Origin of the sequence: Pyramidobacter piscolens W5455 (genome assembly GCF_000177335.1) — a bacterium.
Taxonomy (GTDB): domain Bacteria; phylum Synergistota; class Synergistia; order Synergistales; family Dethiosulfovibrionaceae; genus Pyramidobacter; species Pyramidobacter piscolens.
Genome location: NZ_ADFP01000025.1, coordinates 1 through 7,578, shown reverse-complemented (window position 1 = coordinate 7,578; position 7,578 = coordinate 1). Strand labels below are relative to the sequence as shown.

Genomic DNA, 7,578 nt, shown 5'->3' with positions numbered 1-7,578 from the left:
AGCAGTTCTAAACTCGTATGGCAAAAAGGCTGAAAGCAAGATGTTCCACTTGAACAAATTCGGTGCCAGTCGGAAAATAACTTACGTTCCGGAACGACCTTCATCTCCCATTTTTTGTCGTTATAGAAGTTCAGCACGTCGCGAGGTCGAGAAAATTTCCACGGACTCTATTATTCAGCTCAAAGCGACTGGCGGCACGCTCCACAACGGCGTTTCTTCTTCGGCGCTCGGGAATCTTACATGCCGGAAGGCTGTTCCGCGCACCGTTCACATTCCTGAGGCTGATCCAGCAGATCGAAGATAATCTCCGTCATCTCGCCGAATCCATGGCAGGACCTGCTGCGCGGTCGTTCGAAGGGAATGACGAGATCTTTCAGCACGCGACCGGGATGAGCGGAAAGAACGACGACCCGGTCGGCAAGGTAGAGCGCCTCGTCGACGGAGTGGGTGACAAAGACGACGGTCTTGCGGTCCTGCTCCCAGATGCGCAACAGCTCCTTCTGCAGAAGCACGCGGGTATGGGCGTCGAGCGCGCCGAAAGGTTCGTCCATCAACAGCACCTCGGGGTCGTTGGCCAGCGCTCTGGCGATGGCAGCGCGCTGGCGCATACCGCCGGAGAGTTCGTGAGGCTTGACATGCGCGAACTTTTCCAGCCCGACGCGGACGAGATAGTCCATAGCCAAAGCTTTGCGGCGCTCCGCGTTCATACCGCTGAATTCAGGGCCGAGGGCGACATTTTCCAGGACGCTGCGCCACGGAAAGAGCGAATACTCCTGAAACACCATGCCGCGTTCCCTGGAAGGGCCGGTTATATCCCGACCGCGAAACTGCACCGCGCCGGAAGTGGGTTTTTCCAATCCGGCAACGATGCGCAGCCAGGTGGATTTGCCGCAGCCGGAAGGCCCGAGGACGCAGACGAATTCCTTTTCGCGAATCGCCAGATCGATGCCGGCAAGAGCCTGAAAAGTCTTGCCGCCGTCAGTCACGAACGTTTTCGTCACATTGCGGGTCTCGATAACGGGCGTCATCGCGCTAACCTCTTCCATGCAAAACAGCGGTCTTCGACGGCGCGGAACGTGACGTCGATGAGCAAACCGATGATGCCGATGCTGATCATGCCGGCCATGACGATATCAGTGCGCGCTACGGTGTAAGCGTGCGTGATCAGATAGCCGATGCCCGAGATACTGCCGGGCATCATTTCCGCGGCGACAAGACACATCCACGCGCCGCCCAGTCCGAGGCGCATGCCGGTCACGATGGAAGGGGCGGCGCCGGGCAGCAGGACTTTAAAGAAAATGTCGCGCTCCGAAGCGCCGAGGACGCGCGCGGAATCGATCAGCGTGGCGGGGACGCCGGAGACGCCGTGAACGGTGTTGAGAAGGATGGGAAAGAAAGCGCCGATAAAAATGACGATGAGCATGGTGAACTTAATACTGTTCAGCAGGATATACCATTCCCCCTCCTCGACCCCGAACAGCGTGGCTAGGCTGGCGACGCCGAACCATGCCAGCAGCAGGGGGATCCACGACAAAGGCGGCATGGGGCGGAGAATTTCCACGAGCGAGCCAAGCAGACGATTGACCAGTTTGTAGTGCCCCATCAGGATACCGAGAGGCAGCGCCAGCATCAGCCCGGCCATGTAGCCGCCAAAGACGCGCAGGCAGCTGATCCACACGTTCACGGCCATGGAACCCATTTGCAGCAGATTCTCCGTCGGATGGAACATCAGATACGCGACCTGTCCGACCGTCGGCAAAACAACGTCGTTGCCAATGGCGACGGCGCTGTGCTGCCAGACCCAGAGCGCCGTCAGCGGCGCCAAAAGCGGCAACGTCAGCGCTGAAAACAGAGATTTCAATGACACTGCACATCCTTCCTCAAACTCTAAAAACAGTCGCTCAAAGCAGTAACGGATTTTTTTGTAAAGAAGATTTTACTCTGAAACAGTCACGAAACGGAAATCGAAGACCTGATCCATCGTATTAGCCAGCTTCTTACCCTTGAGTTTGCCCGTAAGTTGCCCCAGACGATTAAGAATTTCCGCGTACATCTCGGCGTTTGCCAGCCAATCGGGCGTCACATCGGTGAAGAAACGGATATGGGCCTTTTCGATGACCTCCACAGGAACGCCCATCCATTCAGAGGTAACGGTTGCTGCTTCATGCTTGTTTTCCATGCACCATTTGGCGACAATGGAGAGTAACTTCATATAATCTCCAACCGCCTCAGGAAATTCGGCAACGATCTTCTCAGTTCCGGTAATACAACAACAGGGAAAGTTAGCCCAACGTCCCGCGGGAGGAAGTTCGCTTAACTGTAGGACGATATGCCCCTGCCCCTTGGATTCCACAACTTCCGGAGTAGGCGCAGGAGCGACGCAGAATTCCACCTGCTTGGCCACGAGCGCGGGAATGAGATTGGAAATGCTCTTCAAATCTACCATCAGAATGTCAGCGTTGGCCTTTGTCGCGCGGGCATCTCCGGTGATACGGAAGCCGCTGGCCTGCATGGCGCCCTCGACGACTATTTTGGGGGCGCTGGTAGGGGAGTGATAGCCTATCAGCACAGGACGTTTGGCAGCGCCGACATAAGCGGAAAAGCCATCCCAGCCTTTAACATCGGAAATATCGTTGTTGGAAAGCATGGCAATTCCATCGGCTTGGGGAGGGGAGAGGACCTTGATCTTCACTCCTCGATCGATACCTGCGAGCATCGCGGGAAAAGAGTTGAGCGCAAGATCAAGATGTCCCTGGGCAAACAAAGATACCGAATCAGCGGCTCCTTTTGTGAAGAGGACGTTTAAACGCGCTGTTTTCACGCCGTTTACCATGAGATCGTATTTTTCTTTCTCAACAGCCGGTTCAAGCCAGACGCCCGAGTCTTTGAAATCTTTGCCTTTTGCCATGGCGACCATAAAGGGCTGAAGGTGAGTGGAAATACCCAAACCGACGCGTAAGACCGGTATCTCGCCCGCAAGAGACGCGCTTGCGACGGTCATGAAAAGCATTGTTGAGACGAGCAATTTTTTCATGAAAACACCCTCCTTTATAACAAGAATCCCAGCGCCAACAACAAAAAAATGTCATGATTCATAACATATTCTCTGTACTTTAAGTCAAGAAACATGCAGTATTTATGAGGGATAAAATGCTCCTTCATCGAAAACGAGAGCATGCCCGAATCTTCCCTGCAAACATCGGCCGCCGGTTTCTTTTCCGGCGGTCGATGTTTGCAGGCTGTCTTATTGAGAGACGCTGACGAAACTGAAATCAAAGACGACGTCCATAACGTCGGACAATTTCTTGTCTTTCAGTCTGCCCGTAAGCTGGCCGAGACGGTTAAGCACGTCGGGATATTCACTGGCGTTGTGCAGCCATTTGGGCGTGACGTCGGTGAAAAAGCGCATATGCGCGCCTTCAATGATCTCGACGGGAACCCCCAGCCAATTGGAAGTCGCGACGGCCGCGTCGTGTTTGTGTTCCATGCACCACTTGGAAACAGCCGTGATCAGATCAACGTACGCTTTGACGGCTCGAGGCTGCTCGGCGATGATCTTTTCGGTGCCGGCAATGCAGCAGCAGGGGAAGCTGGTCCACTGCCCTTCGGGCGGCAGATCGCCAAGCTGAAGGACGATATGCCCCTGCTTCTTGGATTCCACGACTTCGGGGGTAGGGGCGGGCAGCACGCAGAATTCGACCTGACCCGCCACAAGCGCGGGAATAGCGTTGGAGATGCTTTTAAGGTCGACCATCAGGATGTCGGCGTCCGTTTTCGTGGCGTTGGCGTCGCCGGTAATGCGGAAACCGCTGGCGTCCATCGCGCCTTCGAAAACGATCTTGGGAGCACTGGTCGGAGAGTGGTAACCGACCGTGACGGGGCGTTTGGCCGCCGTGACGTATGCGGAGAAACCGTCCCATCCTTTGACGTCGATGTCGTTGCGGGAGACCATGGCGATGCCGTCGGCCTGGAGCGGGCCGAGAACTTTGATCTTCGTGCCGCGATCGATGCCGGAGAGCATGGCGGGGAAGGAATTGACCGTCAGGTCAAGGTGATCCTGAGCGAACAGCGAGGTCGCCTCGGAGCCGCTCTTGGTGACGATGACGTTCAAGCGGGCGACCTTTTCGCCGTTGACCATCAGATCGTATTTCTCCTTGGGAACGACGGGAGTAAGCCAGACTCCCAGATCTTTCAGATCCTCGCCCATCGACATCGCGACCATGAAGGCTTGCTGGTGCGTGGTGATGCCATAACTGCAGCGCAGCACCGGAATATCGGCGGCGAAAGAACTCCCGGCGCAGAGCAGCGCCAGAACAGCGGAAAGAATAAATTTTTTCATAACCTGAGACCTCCATCCTTATCATAAAAATATCGTATGTTTATTATAAATTTTCAGCATTAAAATACCAGCATATAAAAGTCGAAAAAACTCTCTTAAGCAAAGTGACGATTGTGCGTTTATGACGGACAGGGCAAAAGTTGAAAAGAGAACGAACGGCATTTGCACGGGCGCGGCGATCCTCGACTTCAGCGCATTTCTTCCCGCGGCGCCAAATCGTGAAGGCGCCAGCATTCGGCCATGTGATCCGTTTCGATCTCGAAAAGCGGCGGCGGACGGCGCAGGCAGACGCTCATACAGTATTTGCAACGCGGGGCGAAGGCGCAGCCGGGCAAGGGCGTCAGCGTGTCCGGCGGCTCGCCGTCGATGGCGGCCAAGCGCCGCGAGCGCGCTGCGTCGAGGCGCGGCACGGCGTCCAGCAGGGCGCGCGTGTACGGATGGGCGGGTGCGTAGAAAACCTGTCGCCGCGCGCCCGTCTCGACGATGCGCCCCGCATACATGACGGCGATCCGCTGCGCCATGCCGGCTACGAGGCCAAGGTCGTGCGTGATCATCACCGTCGAAGCGCCGCGGCTTTTTTGCAACGAGCGCAGCAGGTCGATGATCTCGGCCTGGACCGTCACGTCCAACGCTGTCGTCGGCTCGTCGGTGAGTAGCAGCCGCGGGCCGCAGGCCAGTGCGATCGCGATCATCACGCGCTGGCGCTGGCCGCCGGAAAGCTCGTGCGGGAACGCGCCAAGACGGCGCGCCGCCGCGGGAATGCCCACCAGTTCCAGCAGTCGGAGCGCCTCTTTGCGGGCGACGGAACGCGAAGCGGAACGATGCGCGGCGATCTTCTCGGCGATCTGCGCGCCGACGCTCAGCGTCGGATTCAACGCCGCCAGCGCGTCCTGAAAGACGATCGCGCAGTCTTCGCCGCGATAGCGTTCCCACTCGCGCGGCGACTGCGTCAGAATATCCTGTCCCGCAAAGAGGATGCGGCTGCCGCTTTTGATCTCGCCCGGCGGCGCGATCAGCCCCATCACGCTCCGCGCTGTGACCGACTTGCCGCAGCCCGATTCGCCGACGAGCGCCACCGTCTCGCCTTCGTCGACGAAAAATGACGCGCCGCGCACGGACTGAAACTCGCCGGCGTAGGTGCGAAAGGAAACGCGCAGATCGCGAACTTCCAAAAGATGAGCCATGTCGCCGCCTACTTCTGCAGACGCGGATCGAACGCGTGCTGGAGCGCGTCGCCGAGCACGTTCAGGCAGAGCACGGTGACGAGGATGAAGGCTCCGGGCACGAGCGCCAGCAGCGGATTGTAGAGGATGTACTGCTGCGCGTTCTGCAGCATGCTGCCCCACGACGCGCGCGGCAGCGGCACCCCGTAGCCGAGGAAGCTCAGCGCCGATTCGTCGAGGATCGCCCCCGCCGCGCTCAGCGAGGCGGCGACGATGATCTGCGCCGTCAGGTTGGGCACGATATGGCGGCAGACGATCTTCAAACGACTCTGGCCGATCGCCCGCGCCGCGGCGACGAAATCCTGTTCCTTCAGCGCCAATGTCTGCGCGCGCACGATACGGGCCACGCCCGTCCACGAGAACATCGCCAGCATCAGCACGAGCGTGAGCATGTTGGCCGGCACGAACGCGAAGACGATGATGATCAGCAGCAGGCTCGGCACCGACTGCACAATGTCGACCAGACGCATCAGCGCCGCGTCCGTCCTGCCGCCGGCGTAGCCGCTCAACGTCCCCAGCGTCGTTCCCAGCGCCACCGACACCAGCATCGCCGCGAATCCCACCGTCAGCGACACGCGTCCGCCGTAGATCGCCCGCGTGAAAGAATCGCGCCCCAGCTCGTCGGTGCCGAGCCAGTGCTCGGCGCTCGGCGCGGCCATTTTGCCGGTCACGTCCATGAGATCGGGGTCGAGCGGCAGCAGCGGCGCGGCCAAAGACGCGGCGGCAATCAGCGCGAAGACGATCAGACACAGGAGCGCGGGAGGGTTCGCCGCCAACGCGCGGCGGAAGCGCCGCCGCTTCGGCAGGGGAGCGCGCGTCGGCGCAGACGGGCAGACGACGCGCTCGAAATCGGCGGCGCTCACTTCCCCGCCGTCAAATCCCGAAAGCATTTTCGCCATTCAGCGTCCCTCCTCGAGGCGGATTCTTGGATCGAGACGGCGATACAGCACGTCGGCCGCGAAATTTCCCAACAGCAGCAGCGTGCAGGAGATCATGGTGATCCCCATGATCATCGGATAATCGCGGTTGTTGATCGCCGACATTCCCAGCATCCCCAGCCCCGGCCACGAAAAAACGGTTTCGATGATGAACGAGCCCGTCACGAGCGTGCCGAAGCGCGAGCCGACGATCGCCACGACCGGCAGCAGGCAGTTTTTCAGCACGTGACCGTACAGGACGCGCCGGCGGGACAACCCCTTGGACAGCGCCGTCTGCACGTACTCCTCCTCGAGCTGAGCGATCGTCCCGGCGCGGATGTAGCGCACGAAAACGGCGATATTGTTGAGACTGAGCACCGCCGCGGGCAGCGCGGTGTGGCGCGCGACGTCGCCGAACGAGCGTACGCCGATGGTGCGGAACCTCGCCGCGGGCAGGAGCCGGAGCTTCATGGCGAACAGGATGATCAGCATGATCCCCAGCCAGAACGACGGCGTGGAAATGCCCAGATAACTCAACGCGCTGATCACATGATCCGCTTTTCCGTGTTTGCGCGTGCCGGCGATCAGTCCCAGCGGTACGGCCAGCGCCAGCGAAAGCAGCAGCGACGCCCCCATCAACGCCGCCGTGCGCGGCAGACGCTCCGCGATCTGCGGCAGCACCGGCTGCCGGTTTTGCAGCGAAAGGCCGAGATCGCCGCGCAGCGTCCTCTTCAGCCAGGCGCCATACTGCCGCAGCGCGCTTCCGTTCAGCCCCATCGACTCGCGCAGGCGCGCCATCTCGGCCTCCGTCATCTTATGCCCCGTCGCGCCCGGCGTCATGTAGACGTACAGCGGGTCGCCCGGGGCGAAATAGACGATGAAAAAAGACAGCGCCGATACCAAGCCCCATACCAGCGCCATCTGCGCGAACCGCTTCGCGGCAAATCCCGTTCTCATCCGTATCGACCCCTTTCCCGTTTTCCGCAAAAAGTCGCGGGGCGGCGATCGATCCCCGCGCCCGAACCGTTGTGTTTTTTCATGATTCATTTATAATAACTATAACACGAACGCAAAAAAATCGGAGCGGCGCGCCGCCCGA

Annotated in this window: 7 protein-coding genes; all 7 read right to left on the bottom strand. The window is 59.4% G+C overall.

All coding sequences use genetic code 11. The annotated features are described in order from the left end of the window. Nucleotides 1-236: 236 nt before the first annotated feature. The 7 genes from HMPREF7215_RS02035 to HMPREF7215_RS02005 all read right to left on the bottom strand — a co-directional run bounded on the left by HMPREF7215_RS02035 (nt 237) and on the right by HMPREF7215_RS02005 (nt 7,436). On the bottom strand, nt 237-1,028 hold the full coding sequence (locus HMPREF7215_RS02035) for an ABC transporter ATP-binding protein (RefSeq protein ID WP_009163933.1): 792 nt from the start codon (nt 1,026-1,028) through the stop codon (nt 237-239). Then, nucleotides 1,025-1,867 carry an ABC transporter permease gene (locus HMPREF7215_RS02030; protein WP_009163932.1) on the bottom strand — a complete coding sequence of 281 codons (843 nt, stop codon included), beginning with the start codon at nt 1,865-1,867 and terminating at the stop codon, nt 1,025-1,027. The genes HMPREF7215_RS02035 and HMPREF7215_RS02030 overlap by 4 nt, the downstream gene beginning before the upstream one ends. 69 nt (nt 1,868-1,936) lie before the next feature. Next, nucleotides 1,937-3,034, bottom strand: coding sequence for an ABC transporter substrate-binding protein (locus HMPREF7215_RS02025; protein ID WP_009163931.1), 1,098 nt, complete (start codon nt 3,032-3,034; stop codon nt 1,937-1,939). A gap of 210 nt (nt 3,035-3,244) precedes the next feature. Then, nucleotides 3,245-4,339 carry an ABC transporter substrate-binding protein gene (locus tag HMPREF7215_RS02020; RefSeq protein WP_009163929.1) on the bottom strand — a complete coding sequence of 365 codons (1,095 nt, stop codon included), beginning with the start codon at nt 4,337-4,339 and terminating at the stop codon, nt 3,245-3,247. A 188-nt stretch (nt 4,340-4,527) separates the two neighbouring features. After that, a complete protein-coding gene (locus HMPREF7215_RS02015) occupies nt 4,528-5,523 on the bottom strand; it encodes an ABC transporter ATP-binding protein (protein ID WP_009163927.1) in 996 nt (331 codons plus the stop codon). 8 nt (nt 5,524-5,531) lie between these two features. Next, entirely contained in the window at nt 5,532-6,461 is a 930-nt protein-coding gene (locus HMPREF7215_RS02010; RefSeq protein WP_009163926.1) for an ABC transporter permease, read from the bottom strand. Beyond that, nucleotides 6,462-7,436, bottom strand: a complete 975-nt coding sequence (locus tag HMPREF7215_RS02005) for an ABC transporter permease (RefSeq protein WP_040550159.1) — start codon at nt 7,434-7,436, stop codon at nt 6,462-6,464. Nucleotides 7,437-7,578 lie beyond the last annotated feature (142 nt).

Coding starts and splice junctions, on each gene's coding strand:
- HMPREF7215_RS02035 (WP_009163933.1), bottom strand. CDS start 1,028: ATGACGCCCGTTATCGAGACCCGCAATGTGACGAAAACGTTCGTGACT.
- HMPREF7215_RS02025 (WP_009163931.1), bottom strand. CDS start 3,034: ATGAAAAAATTGCTCGTCTCAACAATGCTTTTCATGACCGTCGCAAGC.
- HMPREF7215_RS02020 (WP_009163929.1), bottom strand. CDS start 4,339: ATGAAAAAATTTATTCTTTCCGCTGTTCTGGCGCTGCTCTGCGCCGGG.
- HMPREF7215_RS02015 (WP_009163927.1), bottom strand. CDS start 5,523: ATGGCTCATCTTTTGGAAGTTCGCGATCTGCGCGTTTCCTTTCGCACC.
- HMPREF7215_RS02010 (WP_009163926.1), bottom strand. CDS start 6,461: ATGGCGAAAATGCTTTCGGGATTTGACGGCGGGGAAGTGAGCGCCGCC.
- HMPREF7215_RS02005 (WP_040550159.1), bottom strand. CDS start 7,436: ATGAGAACGGGATTTGCCGCGAAGCGGTTCGCGCAGATGGCGCTGGTA.